At 71.5% G+C, this 16,684-nt stretch carries 16 protein-coding genes; 13 read left to right on the top strand and 3 right to left on the bottom strand.

Annotation, left to right across the window (positions count from 1 at the left end; all coding sequences use genetic code 11):
- Positions 1–16 precede the first annotated feature (16 nt).
- The 11 genes from AB0M11_RS29245 to AB0M11_RS29195 all read left to right on the top strand — a co-directional run bounded on the left by AB0M11_RS29245 (position 17) and on the right by AB0M11_RS29195 (position 12,820).
- Positions 17–2,026, top strand: a complete 2,010-nt coding sequence (locus tag AB0M11_RS29245; RefSeq protein WP_365710668.1) for a recombinase family protein — start codon at positions 17–19, stop codon at positions 2,024–2,026.
- 170 nt (positions 2,027–2,196) lie between these two features.
- On the top strand, positions 2,197–3,354 hold the full coding sequence (ispG, locus tag AB0M11_RS29240; protein ID WP_365710666.1) for a flavodoxin-dependent (E)-4-hydroxy-3-methylbut-2-enyl-diphosphate synthase: 1,158 nt from the start codon (positions 2,197–2,199) through the stop codon (positions 3,352–3,354).
- A 501-nt stretch (positions 3,355–3,855) separates the two neighbouring features.
- Complete coding sequence (locus AB0M11_RS29235; RefSeq protein WP_365710664.1) at positions 3,856–5,919, top strand: tail fiber domain-containing protein; 2,064 nt, start codon at positions 3,856–3,858, stop codon at positions 5,917–5,919.
- Between the two features lie 85 nt (positions 5,920–6,004).
- Positions 6,005–6,853: a GNAT family N-acetyltransferase gene (locus AB0M11_RS29230; protein WP_365710662.1), complete on the top strand. Its 849-nt coding sequence runs from the start codon at positions 6,005–6,007 to the stop codon at positions 6,851–6,853.
- Between the two features lie 120 nt (positions 6,854–6,973).
- The gene (locus AB0M11_RS29225) at positions 6,974–7,504 is read left to right on the top strand and encodes a GNAT family N-acetyltransferase (protein ID WP_365710660.1); all 531 of its coding nucleotides are present in this window, start codon (positions 6,974–6,976) and stop codon (positions 7,502–7,504) included.
- Between the two features lie 88 nt (positions 7,505–7,592).
- Entirely contained in the window at positions 7,593–9,299 is a 1,707-nt protein-coding gene (locus AB0M11_RS29220) for a proline--tRNA ligase (protein ID WP_365710658.1), read from the top strand.
- A gap of 166 nt (positions 9,300–9,465) precedes the next feature.
- A complete protein-coding gene (locus AB0M11_RS29215) occupies positions 9,466–9,861 on the top strand; it encodes a hypothetical protein (protein WP_365710656.1) in 396 nt (131 codons plus the stop codon).
- On the top strand, positions 9,858–10,829 hold the full coding sequence (locus tag AB0M11_RS29210; RefSeq protein ID WP_365710655.1) for an FAD:protein FMN transferase: 972 nt from the start codon (positions 9,858–9,860) through the stop codon (positions 10,827–10,829). The genes AB0M11_RS29215 and AB0M11_RS29210 overlap by 4 nt, the downstream gene beginning before the upstream one ends.
- The gene (locus tag AB0M11_RS29205) at positions 10,826–11,404 is read left to right on the top strand and encodes a ferric reductase-like transmembrane domain-containing protein (protein WP_365710653.1); all 579 of its coding nucleotides are present in this window, start codon (positions 10,826–10,828) and stop codon (positions 11,402–11,404) included. The genes AB0M11_RS29210 and AB0M11_RS29205 overlap by 4 nt, the downstream gene beginning before the upstream one ends.
- A complete protein-coding gene (locus AB0M11_RS29200) occupies positions 11,401–12,618 on the top strand; it encodes an NADH-ubiquinone oxidoreductase-F iron-sulfur binding region domain-containing protein (protein WP_365710651.1) in 1,218 nt (405 codons plus the stop codon). Before AB0M11_RS29205 ends, AB0M11_RS29200 begins: the two co-directional genes overlap by 4 nt.
- A gap of 1 nt (position 12,619) precedes the next feature.
- The gene (locus AB0M11_RS29195) at positions 12,620–12,820 is read left to right on the top strand and encodes a ferredoxin (protein WP_365710649.1); all 201 of its coding nucleotides are present in this window, start codon (positions 12,620–12,622) and stop codon (positions 12,818–12,820) included.
- A gap of 59 nt (positions 12,821–12,879) precedes the next feature.
- Here AB0M11_RS29195 and AB0M11_RS29190 read toward each other — a convergent pair whose 3' ends face one another.
- From AB0M11_RS29190 to AB0M11_RS29180, 3 genes are read right to left on the bottom strand one after another with little or no spacing between them, the layout of a single operon-like run.
- Positions 12,880–13,776 (bottom strand): aminoglycoside phosphotransferase family protein, encoded by an 897-nt coding sequence (locus AB0M11_RS29190; RefSeq protein WP_365710647.1) that lies wholly within the window; start codon positions 13,774–13,776, stop codon positions 12,880–12,882.
- A 23-nt stretch (positions 13,777–13,799) separates the two neighbouring features.
- Positions 13,800–14,303 carry a ferritin-like domain-containing protein gene (locus AB0M11_RS29185; RefSeq protein ID WP_365710645.1) on the bottom strand — a complete coding sequence of 168 codons (504 nt, stop codon included), beginning with the start codon at positions 14,301–14,303 and terminating at the stop codon, positions 13,800–13,802.
- Complete coding sequence (locus AB0M11_RS29180; protein ID WP_365710643.1) at positions 14,300–14,707, bottom strand: hypothetical protein; 408 nt, start codon at positions 14,705–14,707, stop codon at positions 14,300–14,302. The genes AB0M11_RS29185 and AB0M11_RS29180 overlap by 4 nt, the downstream gene beginning before the upstream one ends.
- A 418-nt stretch (positions 14,708–15,125) precedes the next feature.
- Here AB0M11_RS29180 and rimP point away from each other — a divergent pair, with 418 nt between their 5' ends.
- Entirely contained in the window at positions 15,126–15,635 is a 510-nt protein-coding gene (gene rimP, locus AB0M11_RS29175) for a ribosome maturation factor RimP (protein ID WP_365710641.1), read from the top strand.
- Positions 15,636–15,637: 2 nt separating this feature from the next.
- Positions 15,638–16,624, top strand: a complete 987-nt coding sequence (nusA, locus tag AB0M11_RS29170) for a transcription termination factor NusA (protein ID WP_365710639.1) — start codon at positions 15,638–15,640, stop codon at positions 16,622–16,624.
- The last annotated feature ends 60 nt before the right edge of the window (positions 16,625–16,684 follow it).

Genomic DNA, 16,684 nt, shown 5'->3' with positions numbered 1-16,684 from the left:
TGATGCTGGAGCGCCACTGGGACGGCGTGCAGGCCTACTGCCAGGCCAAGCTCGCCCAGATCTCGCTCACCTTCGACCTGGCCGAGCGGCTGCCCCAGAAGACAAGGGCAGAGACGCCGAGCCCCTCGTTGTCGCCGCATACCTGCGTGTCTCGACGGCGGAGCAAAGGGGACGGTACGGAATCCCCGCTCAGGCAGAAGCCATTCGGAAGTTCGTGGAACAGCAGCCGACGTGGCGGCTTGCGGGTTACTGGGAAGACGTCGGCGAATCGGGCTCGACGGATTCACGACCTGGGCTCGATGAACTGCTGGTGGAAATCGGCGAAGGTCGTGTCGGCCTCGTCCTCGCGCATCGTCTCGACCGTCTGGGGCGAACGGAGTCCGCCGTCTGGCGATGCGTCTGGCAGATCGAAGACGCCGGTGCTCGGGTCGAGTGCTGCGTCGAGCCTCTGGGGGAGGCCGACTTTGAAAGATGGCTGACCATCGACCGGCTTGCACAGGCAGTGGATGCGGACTATCGACGGATCGTCGCCCACACTCAGGCGGGTCGGCAGCTCAAGGCGCTGGACGGCGGCTGGCCGGGCGGCCCGGCACCGTACGGCTACAGAATCCGCGGGAAGGGAGCTTTCGGGTCGGCTCTCGAAGTCGATCCGGCTGAAGCGGCTGTGGTGCGGCTCCTGGCCGATCTTGTGATCGAGGGTGGCCGCACCCTGACGGACGTCGCCGAGGAACTGAACAGACGCGGGATTCCGACCCGGAGCGGAAAACCCTGGACAGGGACGAACCTCCACCGACGGTTGCAGAGCGCGGCGTTTATCGGAGAGACCGTCTTCCGGCGCCCTGATCAGCAGTGGGGCGGCCATTGCACCCGGCTCGGCGACGACGGGCGACCCCTGCACGGTGAGAGCGTGGTCATCCCGTTGCCCGCGATTCTGTCCGCGGAGCGGACTCAAGCCTTTCAGCGAGCGCTGGCCGAGCTGACTCGACCACGCAGGAATCCCTTGGGTGAGTACCCGCTCACCGGACGAATCCACGGGGCATGCGGTCGGCCTTACGTCGGATGCTTCCGGAGCAACGACGGGGTATGGACGTATCGCTGTTCGGGGTTGAACGCGGCTGCCCGCTGCGGCTGCCGCTCTCTGCGCGCCGATCACGCCGAGGAACAGGTGGCGCGGCATCTGAATGTCCTGCTGGCTTCGATGCCACCGCACAGCCGGCCGATGCTGTCGGCGCTCTCCGAACCGGATACTCGGCTGATCCGCCACCTTGAGCGGGTGAGGTCGCTGGAGCGGTCCGTTGCACAGTTCACGGAGGAACTCGACGGATTGCGGCGTCAGGCACCATACAGCCGTGTCACCGTCGCCGCGATGCGGCAGTTGGAAGTGGAGCAGGGGGTCTTCGAACGGATCCTGGTCCATGCGCGGGGTTGGCTGGCGGAGCTGGAGGACCGAGTCGACCGGGCTGCCCGGCTCACATCTGTCCTGGGAGCGGCCGCTCCGGAAATGCGGTCCCTCTCGGTTTCCGAGCGGCGTGGCCTGATGGAATTGCTGAGGGGGCGTGTCGACATCGTGGACCCGGAGTTTCGGCACCGGGAAGGGGCCAGGTGCTTGACCATCCAGTGGCATGAGAGCACGGGGACACCCGTTCCTGCTGACCCCACGGACAGTCAGTGGGCACGTATCGAAGAGTCGCTCCGCTCCAAGTACGGCGCGCATCACTTTCGCTCACCGCTGGATCTGAGGGCGGCTCTCGCGGGGATGCTGCACCGTCTGCGTACCGGAATCCTCTGGCGTGATCTTCCAGGGCGGTTCGGCAGCCCCGAGAAGGTTCGCTGTCGGCAGCGCACGTGGCTGGCGGACGGGGTGTGGCAAGAGATCGTGGAACTCCTCAACGGGGAAGGAGAGGGCACGCCGGTGATGAGCTACGGCACTGTCCCTGAGCTGGCTGTCCGCACGGGATTCGACTCCGGTGCAGGGCTGAGTGTCCAGGGTGGTCAGCGGGTGGTTAACCCGGTGAAAATCTCCTAGCCACACGGCGTTCGAGGCGGCCCGGAACAGTGTGCTCCGGGCCGCTTCCATCGGGTGGGTTTACGGGTGGGGGATGTGCTCGCTCCTGTGCCGGTGCCGTAATCTCGAAGCCTGGAACCCGCTCACGACGGGACCTGGACCTTGATCCACGACTTGGGGTTGCACAGCAGATGACTGCGATTTCTCTCGGCATGCCGTCCGTTCCGACCAAGCTCGCCGAGCGCCGGAAGAGCCGGCAGATCCAGGTCGGCTCCGTGGCGGTCGGCGGGGACGCCCCGGTCTCGGTCCAGTCGATGACCACGACCCGTACGTCCGACATCGGCGCCACCCTGCAGCAGATCGCCGAGCTGACCGCCTCCGGCTGCCAGATCGTGCGGGTCGCCTGTCCCACCCAGGACGACGCGGACGCGCTGGCGACCATCGCCCGGAAGTCCCAGATCCCGGTCATCGCGGACATCCACTTCCAGCCGAAGTACGTCTTCGCCGCGATCGAGGCCGGCTGCGCCGCCGTCCGCGTCAACCCCGGCAACATCAAGCAGTTCGACGACAAGGTCAAGGAGATCGCGGCGGCCGCCAAGGACCACGGCACCCCGATCCGCATCGGCGTCAACGCCGGTTCCCTGGACCGCCGGCTGCTCCAGAAGTACGGCAAGGCGACCCCCGAGGCGCTGGTCGAGTCGGCCCTGTGGGAGGCGTCCCTCTTCGAGGAGCACGACTTCCGGGACATCAAGATCTCGGTCAAGCACAACGACCCGGTCGTGATGATCGAGGCGTACCGGCAGCTCGCCGCCCAGTGCGACTACCCCCTCCACCTCGGCGTCACCGAGGCGGGCCCGGCCTTCCAGGGCACGATCAAGTCGGCGGTGGCCTTCGGGGCCCTCCTGTCCCAGGGCATCGGCGACACGATCCGTGTCTCGCTCTCCGCGCCGCCGGTCGAGGAGGTCAAGGTGGGCAACCAGATCCTGGAGTCCCTGAACCTCAAGCAGCGTGGCCTGGAGATCGTCTCGTGCCCCTCCTGCGGGCGCGCCCAGGTCGACGTCTACAAGCTCGCCGAAGAGGTCACCGCCGGTCTCACCGGCATGGAGGTCCCCCTTCGCGTCGCCGTCATGGGCTGCGTCGTCAACGGCCCCGGCGAGGCCCGCGAGGCCGACCTCGGTGTCGCCTCCGGCAACGGCAAGGGCCAGATCTTCGTCAAGGGCGAGGTCATCAAGACGGTCCCCGAGTCCAAGATCGTGGAGACCCTCATCGAGGAGGCCATGAAGCTGGCCGAGCAGATGGAGGCGGAGGGCGTCACCTCCGGCGAGCCGTCGGTGTCGGTGGCCGGCTGAGGCCGCGCGGGTCCGGCGGTTCCGAGTCCGGTCGGCCGTGACGGCCCGGCACACGGTGTGGCGTCAGTGCGGCGGAGAACATGCCGAACAGCGACACCCTTGCGGTGTCCCGTCGTACCGTACGCAAGGTCCGCCGGAAGCCGAGGAACAGCAGCAGCTGCCGTAGCATCCTGGGGCACGCCACAGCGCTGAGCGCCAGGACGTCAACGGTCGGCGTTCCCTCCAGCAGACTGAGGGCAAAGGGCATCACGGGACCTCCGGGACGGTAGCGGAAACGGGCCGAGCAACTGGTCCCAGTGCAGCGTGGAAAGAGCGGCCACGGTGAAGTCCCGGATGCAGACGGCCATGTCCCGGACGTCCGAGAGCCGTCTTACCGGTCTCGTGGATTCCGCTGGACGCTCCTCGGAACGGTCGGACACCATGGATGCCACTCCCCGGCCAGTACGCTTGTGAGGCACTGTGAGGACTTGGCGGCAATTCCGTGCCGAACTGGTTCGGCTCATGGATGCGGGCAAGGTCACCAAGGCCCAGTTACTGAAGGCTGCCCGCCTCCCGCCTCCCCGCGCCGACGGCTTGGCGGTACCGGAGTTCGGCAGGATCACGCGGTCGAGTCTCTATGCGTACCTGGCTGAGAGCGACAAAAGGGTCGGCAGGGACTGGGAGGTCGTCGAGAACCTCCTGCGCTGCATCGCTCACCTGGCGAAGGCGAACGCCAGCCCGGTCGACATCGACTACCTCGCCATCCAGAGGTCCTGGACCCGCTTGGACGACGGGCGGCGGTCCAGGAGGCGCAGCGACAAGCAGCTGCTGGTCGGACTGATGTCGCACAGCTGGATCGGCGGCTGGGACGGAGCGGCCGACGCCGTGCTTGCCCATTCCGCGTCGGAGGAGTTCACGGTCTGGCCTCCCGGCGAGAGCTGGCTGGACTCGCTGGCTCGGTCCGTCGCCATGCTCAGCGCCGCACATCAGCCCGAACTGGCCAGGGACGCCGCCGAGCGGCTCGTCCGCGGAGCGACCGAGGAGTTCGGTGAAGCAAGCCCCAAGAGCCTCGCGGCCAGGCACGCCCTCGCCTTTTGGACCGGACAGACCGGCCGGATCCAGCGCGCCGTGGAGCTGACCGCCGAATTGCGCGCCGACTGCCGCGCGCGGCTGGGCGAAGACCATGTTCTCACCCGGCTCGCCATGCTGCGAGAGGCCTGGTGGACCGGCCACATGGGGCGCTGGCACGAGGCCAACAGGCTCTACATCGCCATGGTCCGCAGCAAGGCCGCCGGGCCGGACCAGGACGGGGACACGATCCGGCTGCTCGCGCGCTGGGGCATGGCGCGTACAGGGGGCCGCGCGGGTAACTGGATGCACGCGTACACCGAACTGGACGAACTCCTGCCGTCTGTGATCCACGCGTTCGGCGCCGACCACCCCGCGGCACTCGACGCGCGCTATGCCCATGCCTGGGCCGCCGGACGCTCGGGTGACCCCGCGACGGCCTGCGGACTGCTCGGTGAACTCGCTGTCCAGGCGGACGCCGCTCTGGGCCCCAGGCATCCCAGCAGCTTGCGCATCCGCATCGGCCTGGCCTGCTGGACTCTGCGCCGCGGCGCCACCAGCCAGGCCTTGGCCATGGCCGGCACGCTGCGGGAGCAATGCGAGTCGGTCCTCGGCCGGGACCACCCCCTCAGCGTCAACGCGGCCGAGATCGAGGCGCTTTGTCGGTTCGGGTCGGACCCAGAAGCAGCACGGACCGGCTTCGCCGACGTCCTCGGACGCCTGGAGAGGCGACTGGGCTCAGGGCACCCCTTCACCCTGGAGGCAGCGGCCAACCACACGGCGGCTCGCGGTGTCGTCGAGGGCCCGGCAACCGTCGTGCCGCAGTTCGCCCTTCTCGCGGAGAAGTTCGGCCGCGCCATCGGAGACGAGCATCCCGAGACGTTGCGTGTCCGGATGAACCTGCTGATGGCCAGACTGGCGGCGGACGGCCCTCGGTCGGTTCACTCCGAGTGCGTCCGTCTCGTCGACTCGTTCAGTAAGGTACTCGGGAATGATCACCCGGACACCGTCTTGGCCGCTGATTTCCTGTGGAACGTCGAGAGGCGGATCCACAAGGGCGTGCTCGCCTCGCTGCGCAAGATGCCGAGTTTCCAGACCCATTCCGACGGCTGGACCGGCGCGGGCAGTGACCGCGATCTCAAGTTCCAGATCGCCCCTCTCACATGGTCCGTTCCGCCCGGCACCAAGGAAGGGGCCCGGGCGGAGAAGGACGACCAGCGCGGTGACCCGGGCACCGATGGCCGGACAATGGACGGCTACGAGATTCTGAGGGCGGTTGCTGGCCTGCAGGTAAGCACGTGGAGTTACCTGGGGGAGGAGGACATCCGCCACCTCGGCCCCATGGCCCAGGACTGGTACGCGGCACTCGGTCTGGGCAGAGACGACGGCACTATTGAACTGGTGGATGCCAACGGTGCCGCCGTCGTTGCCATCCAAGCCCTGCACCGCCTGGTACGGGACCTCCAGTCGGAGGTCCGTGAGCTGCGGGCTCGGCTGGACGATCACAGCCCGCACTGACCTTGTCCCCTCCCTCAGGGCGGCGCGCCAGAATCACGGCAGGTACAGTGCGGGGATCAGGCAAATCCGACCGTGAGGCCAGTACGTGCTGACCCAGACCACCTCCCGGGTCCTGGAACCGAGTGACCTGGACGCCGCGCTCGCCGTACTCGGCCGCGAGCCGGTCGCGAACGCCTTCGTGACCTCGCGCGTCCAGGTGGCCGGCCTCGACCCCTGGCGCCTCGGCGGCGAGATGTGGGGCTGGTACGAGGACGGCATGCTCACGTCCCTCTGCTACGCCGGCGCCAACCTGGTCCCGATCTGCGCCACCCCGCGCGCGATCCGCGCCTTCGCCGACCGCGCCCGCCGGGCCGGCCGCCGCTGCTCCTCGATCGTCGGCCCCGCCGAGGCCACCGCCCAGCTCTGGCGCCTCCTGGAACCGCACTGGGGCCCGGCCCGCGAGGTGCGCCGCCGGCAACCCCTGATGGTCACCGACCGGATGCCCGCCGGCATCGCCCCGGATCCGTACGTCCGCCGCATCCGCAAGGACGAGATGGAGACGATCATGCCGGCGTGCGTGGCGATGTTCACGGAGGAGGTGGGCGTCTCCCCGCTGGCCGGCGACGGCGGCCTCCTCTACCAGGCGAGGGTCGCCGAACTCGTCGGCGCCGGCCGCTCCTTCGCCCGCGTCGACGCCGACGGCAAGGTCGTCTTCAAGGCGGAGATCGGCGCCGCGACGGCCGAGGCCTGCCAGATCCAGGGCGTGTGGGTCGCCCCGGAGTACCGGGGGACGGGACTGGCGGCGCCCGGTATGGCCGCGGTGCTGCGCTACGCCCTGGCCGACGTGGCCCCGGTGGTCAGCCTCTACGTCAACGACTTCAACACGGCCGCGCGAAGGACCTACCTGCGGGTGGGCTTCCAGGAGGTCGGCGCGTTCATGAGCGTGCTGTTCTGACGGTTCTCCGCTGACCGGCGCCGGGGGAACCGCGTCCCGAAGGGGCGTGGGGAACTGCGCGACCAGCCACAACCCGCCCGCACCCGGACGATCGCGCTCCACCCCCTGTACGCTCCCCACATGACCCTCGTGATCGCCCCCCTGGACCTCCCCGCCCACGTGGACGAGGCCCTGGCAGTCCAAGCGATCGCCTTCGGCCTGGGCCCCGACGAGGTGGCGGTCCGCCGCCAGATCGTCCTGAGGCACATGCAGTACCCCGGGGCGCGGGCTCTCGGCGCCACCAGCGAGGGGCACCTCGTGGGGTTCGTCTACGGCATGCCGAACTCCCGCACCCACTGGTGGTCCACCGTCGTGGAGCCCTACCTCCGCGCCCAGGGCAACGCCGACTGGCTCGACGACTCCTTCGTCATCACCGAACTGCACGTGCACCCCCAGCACCAGAACCGCGGCATCGGCCGCCGGCTGATCACGCTCATCACGGACGGCGCCACCGAGCCCCGCTCGATCCTCTCCGCGATCGACACCGACAGCCCGGCCCGCGGCCTCTACCACTCCCTCGGCTACGTCGACCTGGCCCGCCGGGTGCACTTCCCCAGCGCCCCGAAGCCGTACGCGGTGATGGGCGCGCCCCTGCCGCTGCGCCGTAAGTGACCCCGCCGCTGATAACGGATTTCCACCGGCACAGCAAGCCCGGCTAACCTCCTTGCCATCACCCTTTTCCGGCAGGAGTACGAGAACCATGGCGAACGCACCGGTCCAACGCATGTCCCAGTTGATGGCGAAGACGCTGCGTGACGACCCGGCGGACGCCGAGGTCCTCAGCCACAAGCTCCTCGTCCGCGCCGGCTACGTCCGCCGCACGGCGGCCGGGATCTGGTCCTGGCTGCCGCTCGGTCTGAAGGTGCTGTCCAACATCGAGCGGATCGTCCGTGAGGAGATGGACGCGATCGGCGCCCAGGAGGTGCTGCTGCCGGCCCTCCTGCCCCGGGAGCCGTACGAGGCGACCGGCCGCTGGGAGGAGTACGGCGCCGAGCTGTTCCGCCTCCAGGACCGCAAGGGCGGTGACTACCTCCTCGGCCCGACCCACGAGGAGATCTTCACCCTGCTGGTGAAAGACCAGGCGTCCTCCTACAAGGACCTGCCGGTCATCCTCTACCAGATCCAGACCAAGTACCGGGACGAGGCCCGTCCGCGCGCCGGCATCCTGCGCGGCCGTGAGTTCCTGATGAAGGACTCGTACTCCTTCGACCTGGACGACGAGGGTCTGGCGACGTCGTACGCCCTGCACCGCGCGGCCTACCAGCGGATCTTCGAGCGGCTCGGCCTCGACTACCGGATCTGCGCGGCGACGGCCGGCGCCATGGGCGGCTCGAAGTCGGAGGAGTTCCTGGCCCCGGCCGAGGCCGGCGAGGACACCTTCGCCGACTGCCCGAACTGCGACTTCGCGGCCAACACCGAGGCGATCTCGTACCAGCTGCAGCCGGTGGACGCGTCGGGCGTGCCCGCGCTCGAGGAGATCCCGACCCCGGACACCCCGACCATCGAGACCCTCGCCGCGTATCTCGGCGTCCCGGCCTCCGCGACGCTGAAGAACCTGCTGGTGAAGGTCGACGGCGAGATCGTGGCCATCGGCGTGCCCGGTGACCGCGAGGTCGACATGGGCAAGGTCGAGGAGCACTTCGCCCCGGCCGGTGTCGAGCTGGTCACCGAGTCCGACTTCGCGGGCCGTCCCGACCTGGTCCGCGGCTACGTCGGCCCGCAGGGCCTGGGCGAGAAGGTGAAGTACATCGCCGACCCGCGGGTGGCCCCCGGTACCGCCTGGATCACCGGCGCCAACAAGCAGGGCGTGCACGCCAGGAACGTGGTGTCCGGCCGTGACTTCGAGGTGGCCGAGTTCGTCGACGTCGTCGTCGTGCAGGACGGCGACCCCTGCCCGAAGTGCGGCACCGGCCTGAAGCTGGACCGCGCCATCGAGATCGGCCACATCTTCCAGCTGGGCCAGAAGTACACCAACGCCCTCAAGCTGGATGTCCTCGGTCAGAACGGCAAGCCGGTCCGCGTGACGATGGGCTCCTACGGCATCGGCGTCTCCCGCGCCGTCGCCGCCCTCGCCGAGCAGACCGCCGACGACAAGGGCCTGGTCTGGTCCCGTGAGGTCGCCCCGGCCGACGTGCACGTCGTCGCGGCCGGCAAGGCCCTGCAGACCGAACTCGCCCTGGACGTCTCGGAGAAGCTCCGGGCGGCCGGGCTGCGCGTCCTGGTGGACGACCGGGCCGGGGTCTCCCCGGGCGTGAAGTTCACCGACGCCGAGCTGATCGGCGTACCGCAGATCCTGGTCGCGGGCCGCCGCTCCGCCGAGGGCGTCCTGGAGCTCAAGGACCGCAGGACGGGCGAACGCGAGGAACTGACGGTGGACGAGGCGATCGCCCGCCTCACCGCGAACTGACCCGACTCCCGCCACAGCGGCCGCCGGTGACGCACCGGCGGCCGCTGCCGTTTTTCAGGAACGTCTCAGACAGTTCTTCCGCTCCGTAGGGGAGCCTCACAGACTTCTCCCAGGCCGGTACCCGAACGTGATGTGTGACAGAGAGTCACGCAGGAGGGGATCGGTCATGACCGAGATGGCGCAGGGCAGTCAGCACGAGCAGGGGGGAGCCGCCGCATCGGTCCGCCGGGGCACCCGGCGGGTGGCGGCCTGGGCGGCGGCGGTCACGCTGGCCGCGACGGCCGGCGTGTTCGCCCTGGTCGGCCACATGCAGTCGGACACCCGGACGACCGCGAACAACGACACCGGCACGACGTCCAGTTCCAGCACCGGTACGACGTCCGGTTCCAGCTCCGGTTCCAGCTCCGCTGGAAGTTCGGGGAGTTCGTCGATGTCCGGCTCGTCCGGCTCGTCCGGCTCGTCGGACTCCGCCGGTTCCTCCTCGACCCTCCAGTCCGCCTCCGGCGGTCTCACCACCGGCAGTGGATCCGGCGCCACCGACTCCACCTCGGGGGCGTCATGACTCCCACCGTCGCCCCGCGGCCGACGGCCGCCGCCGAGTGGCGCGCGCTCGGCACCACCGTCCGCCTGGTCGTCACCGACCCGGCCCTGCTGGACGCCTGCAACCTGCTCCTCGCCCGGCAGCTCGCCGAGGTCGACGCGGCCTGCAGCCGGTTCCGTGCCGACTCCGAACTGGCCGCCCTCGACACCAGCCGCGGCCACCCGGTCCGGGTCAGCCCGCTGCTCGCCGAGGCCCTCGCCGTCGCCCTGCGCGCCGCCCGGGTCACGGACGGCGCGGTGGATCCGACCGTCGGCTCGGCGATGGACGCGATCGGCTACGACCGCGACTTCACGCTCGTCCGCGAGGACGACCGCCCGGTCTCCCTGCGGGTGCGCCGCGCCCCCGGCTGGCGCAAGGTCACCCTGGACGCGGCGACCGGCACGGTCACCGTGCCCGAGGGCGTCCGTCTCGACCTGGGCGCGACCGCCAAGGCCTGGGCCGCCGACCGGGCCGCGCGGCTGCTGGCCGACACGGCCGGCTGCGGGGTGCTGGTGAGCCTCGGTGGCGACACCGCCGTCGCCGGCGAACCCCCGGCGGACGGCTGGCAGATCCGGGTTCAGGACGTCACCGGTCCGGTGGACGAGCCGCCCGCGCAGGGGTCGTACGACACCGTCGGCCTGCGCTCGGGCGGCCTCGCGACCTCCGGCACCGGTGCCCGCCGCTGGCAGCGCGGCGGCTACGACCTCCACCACATCGTCGACCCGCGCACCGGGCTGCCGGTCCGCTCCCCGTGGCGCACGGTCTCGGTGGCCGCGGCCACCTGTGCCGACGCCAACGCGGCCAGCACGGCGGCCCTGGTCAGGGGCGTGGGCACGGAACGCCGGCTGACCCGCCTCGGCCTGCCGGCCCGCCTGGTGGCGCACGACGGCACCGTCGTCACCACGCCCGGCTGGCCCGCCCCGCTCGCGGCGCCGGAGGCGGCCGCATGACCTCCGCGACCCTCTGGTACGCCAACCGGGCCACCGGCGCGGTCTGCCTGGTCCTCTTCACGGTCGTCGTCCTCCTCGGCATCGCCGTCCGGCTGCGCGCCCGCCTGCCCGGCCTGCCGCGCTTCGGCACCGTGCGCCTGCACCGCACGCTCTCCCTCTCGGCCACCGCCTTCCTGGCCCTGCACGTCATCGTGGCGGTCGTCGACGGCTACGTGAACATCACGGCACTCGACGCCCTCGTCCCCTTCGTCTCCCACTACCAGCCGCTCTGGCTCGGCCTCGGCACCGTCGCCCTGGACCTGATGCTCGCGGTCCTGGTCACCAGCCTCCTGCGGGACCGCCTCGGCCACCGCACCTGGCGGGCGGTGCACTGGCTGGCGTACGCCTCCTGGCCGGTCGCCCTGGTCCACGGCATCGGCATCGGCACGGACGCCGGCACCGACTGGATGACCTGGCTGACCGTCACCTGCACGGCGACGGTGATCACCGCGTTCGCCCTGCGCACCGCCCAGGCCGCCCGTGCCGCCCGCCAGACCCCCGCCGCACTGCTGCACACCGAAGGGGCCCACCGATGACCATGCTCTTCACCGACGTCTTCATGCCCCCGCGCCTGCTGGCCCCCGGCGGCGCCCCCGCAGACCTCGCCACGCACGAGCGGCGCTACGGCCCCCTCGCGTACGGCGATCCGGCGGCGCTCCTGCGCACCCTGGCCGAGTCCGGCCTCACCGGCCGCGGCGGGGCGGGCTTCCCCGCGTACCGGAAGTTCGTCGCGGTCGCCGACGCGGCCCGCCGCAGCCGGCGCGCACCGGTCGTCGTCGCGAACGGCGCGGAGAGCGAGCCGGCCAGCCGCAAGGACCAGACCCTGCTCCGGCTCTCACCCCATCTGGTCCTGGACGGACTGCAGTCGGCGGCCGAGGCGGTCGGCGCGGCGGAGGCGTACCTCGCCGTCGAGAACGGCGCCTCGTACCTGGAGTCGGCCCTCGCCCAGCGCCACGACCCGGTGCGCGTGCAGGTGGTACGCCTGCCCGCGCGCTTCCTCTCCGGCCAGGCCTCGGCCCTCGTCCGGTACCTGTCCGGCGGCCCCGCCCGCCCCACCCGTCCGGAACCGCCGGTCCGCGAACGCGGGGTGCGCCGCGCCCCCACCCTGGTGCAGAACGTCGAGACGCTGGCCCACCTGGCCCTGATCGCCCGGTACGGCGCCGACTGGTTCCGCTCGGCAGGCACCCCCGCCGAACCGGGCAGCGCCCTGTGCACCCTGCACGTGCCGGGCCGTGACGTCCGGGTCGTGGAGGCGCCGTTCGGCATGCCGGTGGGCCGACTCCTCCCGCTGGAAGGGGCGTCCGCGGTGCTGGTCGGCGGCTACCACGGCACCTGGATCCCGGCCGCCGAGGCCGCCCAGGTCCCCCTCTCCGCCGCCTGCCTCGGCGCGGGCGTCCTGGCAGCCCTCCCGGCCGACCGCTGCGGCGTGACCGAGACCGCCCGCGTCCTGCGCCACCTGGCGGTGCAGTCGGCCGGCCAGTGCGGGCCCTGCCTCAACGGCCTCCCGCGCATGGCCGCCGCCTTCCGGACCCTGGCCACCCCCGGCCCCCAGGGCACCGCCCGTACGGACCTCTCCCGCTGGGCGGGCCTGGTGGCGGGCCGCGGCGCCTGCCACCACCCCGACGGCACGGTCCGCCTGGTCCGCAGCGCCCTCACGACGTTCGCGACGGAACTCGACGCCCACGCCCACGGCCACTGCACGGCGGCCGACCGCACCCCGTTCCTGCCCGTCCCGACCGAACGGATCTGACATGGACCAGCACCTCACCGTCGACTGGACCTCCTGCCAGGGCCACGGCCTGTGCGCAGAGCTGCTCCCCGAGCACATCACCCTGGACGAATGGGGCTACCCCCTGACGGACGGCCGCCCGATACCGCCCCGCACCAGGAAACGAGCCCGCAGAGCGGCGGCCGACTGCCCCGTCCTGGCCCTGAAACTGAGAGAGGACTGAGCGCCCCCGAGGGGCGCGGGGAACTGCGCGCCAAGCCCCGCGACCCGCACCCGAAGACGTCAAACCCACCCGGCGAATTCGAGCAGCAGCTCCGCATCCTTCGGCCGCCCCACCCGAAGCGCCCGCACACCCGACTCCACCGCCCGGAACAGCGTCCACCCCCGCAACCGCTCCTGGTCCACCTCAAGGGACTCCGCGAGGCGCCTGATCCGCCGACGGGTGATCGACGCCCCGGACGGGGAGGCGATCAGGTCCTCCACCCGGTCCCGTACCAGCCGCGCCAGGTCGAACGCGCACTCTCCGACCACCGGGTCCGGCCCCACCGCCAGCCACGGCATCCGCTCCCCGGCCAGCACCTTGCTCTGCCGGAACGTGCCGTGCAGCAGCCGCCCCTCGGGCGGCGCGGCCAGCAACTCCTCCCGGACCGCGACCGCCGCCGTCACCAACGGCGCCACTTCGGCGTCCCCGGCCGACCGGGTCATCGCAGCCGCCTGCCGTCCCGTGCGCTCGGCCACGGTCTCGAACGCGTACCCGGACGGCGGCTCCACCCAGAGCCGCCGCAGCGTCCCGGCCGCCTCCAGCAGCGCCTTGGCCTCGGGCAGCGACCGCACCGACACCTCCGGGTGCAGCCGCTCCAGCAGCAGGACCCCCGCGGCCCCGTCGGCCTCCAGCATCCGCACCGCGCCGAGCCCGCCCCAGTGCGCCAGCGCCGCCGCCTCGCTCTCCGGCCGGGCCCGCCGCGGCGCCAGCTTCAGCACGGCCGGGGTGCCGTCCGCCCGCCGCACCAGCAGCACCACACTGCTGCGGCCGCCCGGCACCTGCACCCGCTCCACGGTCAACTCGCGTAGCGCGACGGCCTGTTCCACCGCATCCGGCAGCTTCTCCAGCCAGTCGTCACCGTTCGGCGCCGTCTCACCGAGCGCCCGCACCAGGCGCCGCGGCGGTTCGAAAGCCATACGCGAGTCGTTCCTTTCCCGCTCTAGGGGGTGGCCGAAGCAGCCGAAGCCGAAGCCGGGGGCGCGGCCGACCCACCGGCCGTCGTCCCGGAGCCCGCCCGCTCGGCGAGCCCAGGGAAGGCTACGCTCTGCCCGCTCCAGCGCACCGCCCGCACCGCGGCCTCCCGCAGCGCCCCGGCCGCCGCGCTGCGCCGCTCGCCGGAGGATGCCCGGACCAGGTCGGAGTAGACGTCGGCCACCCGCTCCTCCAGCTCGGCGGCGAGCCGTACGGCCGTCGCCTGATCCGTGACGGCGAACGGCAGCGCGTACGCCGCGCTCGCGGCGACGGGCGCACCGCCCAGGTCCCGCACCTCCCGGGCCAGCGCGTCCCGGCGGGCCCGGTGCGCGTCGTACGCCTGCCGCGCCTCGGCCTGCCGCTGTCCGCCGATCCGGCCGCCGACGACGCCGTAGCCGTAGACCGCCGCGTGTTCGGCCGCCAGCGCCGCCTGGAGCGCCTGGACCACGGCCGCCCGCGCCTCGTCGCTCACTGGTCCCCCTTCGTCAACAAGTACGCGTGCCCGGCCCCGGCCGCCGCCACTCCGGCCAGCAACCGCGCCAGTTCTCCCGGCACCTCCAGCAGTTCCTCGGCCCGCCGGTCGGCGAGGTTCCGCTCGGCGGCGGCGAGCGCGGCGAGCGCGGACTTCTCGTCGGCGGGCACGGCCGGCGCGGACGACACGGACGCCGCGGCCGACGGCGAACCGGTGGCCGACCGGGAACCGGTCGCCGACGGTGAGGCGGCGCCCTCCTCGAACGCCACCGCGTGCGCCGCCACCTCCGCCCGCAGCGGGCGCAACCGCTGGGCGAGCGTCGGGTGGGCGGCGAGGACGGCGTCGTACTGCCGCAACAGCCCCCGGCTGTCCCGCGCCGCACGCGCGCGTGCCCGCGCGGACACCGACGTGCTCCCACCGCTCCCGGCGGAGTCCGAACCGGCTGAGCAGCCCGTCAGCACGGCGGCCGAGGCCACCGAAACGATCAGGCTCCTTCTGCGCAACAGCGAGGGGAACGACACGGCAGACGTCCTCAGGGGGCTCGTACGAACACACGGGCGGACATGCACCCGACCGTGATCACGTTACCCGTGCACCCCTCGAACTCATGTCACCGGCTCGACAGCCGTCCCGGGGGCGCGAGGAACTGCGCCACCAGCCCCCACCGAGCCGCACCCGCCCGAAAAACCGCAGCCTTCAGCCCATGGGGCGATCGGCGCTCGGTGGGAGGCACCCGGACGCAACACCCTCCGCGACCCGATACCCTTTGACCAGACACACGACCCATCCCACAACAGCACACGCGGCCGAGGAGTCACCCGGATGAGCACCACCCAGAGCGAGAGGCTGCGAGAGCTCCTGGAACCGCTCGTCACCTCCCAGGGACTGGATCTCGAAGAGATCGCCGTGGACTCCGTCGGACGCAAGCGTGTGCTGCGCGTCGTCGTCGACTCCGACACCGGGGCGGACCTGGACCAGATCGCCGATGTGAGCCGTGAGCTCTCGGCGAAGCTCGACGAGACGGACGCGATGGGCGAGGGGGAGTACACCCTGGAGGTCGGCACCCCCGGCGCGGAGCGCCAGCTGACCGAGCACCGCCACTACCTGCGCGCCGTGGACCGCCTGGTGCGGTTCCAGCTGGCCGAGGGCGGTGAACTGGTCGCCAGGATCCTGGACGTCGACGACACGGGTCTCGACCTGGAGGTGCCCGGCGTCAAGGGGCGCAAGGTCACCGGCCGCAGACTGGGGTTCGCCGAGATCGACCGCGCGCGGGTGCAGGTCGAGTTCAACCGCAAGGACAAGAAGGACATGACGGAAGAGGAGGAGGCGTAGCCGTGGACATCGACATGAGCGCCCTGCGGGGCTTGGTTCGGGAGAAGGAGATCTCCTTCGACCTGCTGGTCGAGGCGATCGAGTCGGCCCTCCTCATCGCCTATCACCGCACCGAGGGAAGCCGCCGCCACGCGCGCGTGGTGCTCGACCGGAACACCGGGCACGTGACCGTGTGGGCGAAGGAGGACCCCGAGGACCTGGAGGAGGGGCAGGAGGCGCGCGAGTTCGACGACACCCCGACGGACTTCGGCCGGATCGCCGCCACCACCGCCAAACAGGTGATCCTGCAGCGGCTGCGCGACGCCGAGGACGACGCCACGCTCGGCGAGTACGCCGGCCGCGAGGGCGACATCGTCACCGGAGTGGTCCAGCAGGGCCGCGACCCGAAGAACGTGCTCGTCGACATCGGCAAGCTGGAGGCCATCCTGCCGGTGCAGGAGCAGGTGCCCGGTGAGACCTATCCGCACGGCATGCGGCTGCGGTCCTACGTGGTGCGGGTGGCGAAGGGCGTCCGCGGTCCCTCCGTCACGCTCTCCCGCACCCACCCGAACCTCGTGAAGAAGCTCTTCGCGCTGGAGGTGCCGGAGATCGCCGACGGGTCCGTCGAGATCGCGGCCATCGCCCGCGAGGCCGGTCACCGTACGAAGATCGCCGTCCGTTCCACCCGTTCGGGCCTGAACGCCAAGGGCGCCTGCATCGGCCCCATGGGCGGCCGGGTCCGCAACGTCATGGGCGAGCTGAGCGGTGAGAAGATCGACATCGTCGACTGGTCGGACGACCCGGCCGAGATGGTGGCGAACGCGCTGTCCCCGGCCCGTGTCTCCAAGGTCGAGGTGGTGGACCTGGCGTCCCGCTCGGCTCGGGTGACCGTGCCGGACTACCAGCTGTCGCTGGCGATCGGTAAAGAGGGACAGAACGCCCGGCTGGCCGCCCGGCTGACCGGCTGGCGGATCGACATCCGCCCGGACACCGAACAGGTGTCCGAGTAGTCGCGAGGTGGACCGCCTCCCCCCGCTTCCGGGTTCACCCGGACGGGGGGAATAGTTCCA

This window comes from Streptomyces sp. NPDC051987 (assembly GCF_040680735.1).
In the GTDB taxonomy this organism is placed as follows: domain Bacteria; phylum Actinomycetota; class Actinomycetes; order Streptomycetales; family Streptomycetaceae; genus Streptomyces.
The sequence above is the reverse complement of the archived record's forward strand: the minus strand, read 5'-3'. Positions and strand labels throughout refer to the sequence as shown.